The sequence below is a fragment of the Cryobacterium sp. RTC2.1 genome, assembly GCF_035018685.1.
Lineage (GTDB): Bacteria > Actinomycetota > Actinomycetes > Actinomycetales > Microbacteriaceae > Cryobacterium > Cryobacterium glucosi.
In genome coordinates this window covers 1-272 of record NZ_JASJXJ010000388.1, presented here as the reverse complement: position 1 = coordinate 272, position 272 = coordinate 1, and the positions used below count along the sequence as shown (strand labels likewise).

General features: G+C 68.0%; 1 protein-coding gene. It reads right to left on the bottom strand.

Features of this window, described 5'->3' with window-relative positions:
* Nucleotides 1-272: HNH endonuclease signature motif containing protein (locus QN357_RS19410; protein ID WP_323505458.1), on the bottom strand; the 272-nt coding region annotated here is incomplete at both ends.

Sequence of the window (272 nt, the reverse complement as noted above, 5' to 3'; positions counted from 1 at the left end):
AGTCGTTGCGGATCGATCAACCCAGGGGCCCGCACTTGCGGTGAGCCCTTCACCATGCGGATCTCCCACCCGGAGGTGTCGATGGTGTGGTGGTGGAACCAGCAGAGTAAGACCCCGTTGTCGACGTTGGTCGGCCCGTCTTTCGCCCAGGGCTTCACGTGGTGCACTTCGGCCCAGTGCGCCGGCGCCTTGCAGCCGGGGATGATGCAGCCGCCGTCCCGGGCGGTGATCGCCCGGCGCTGGGCCCGGTTGAAGTACCGTCGTTCCGGCCC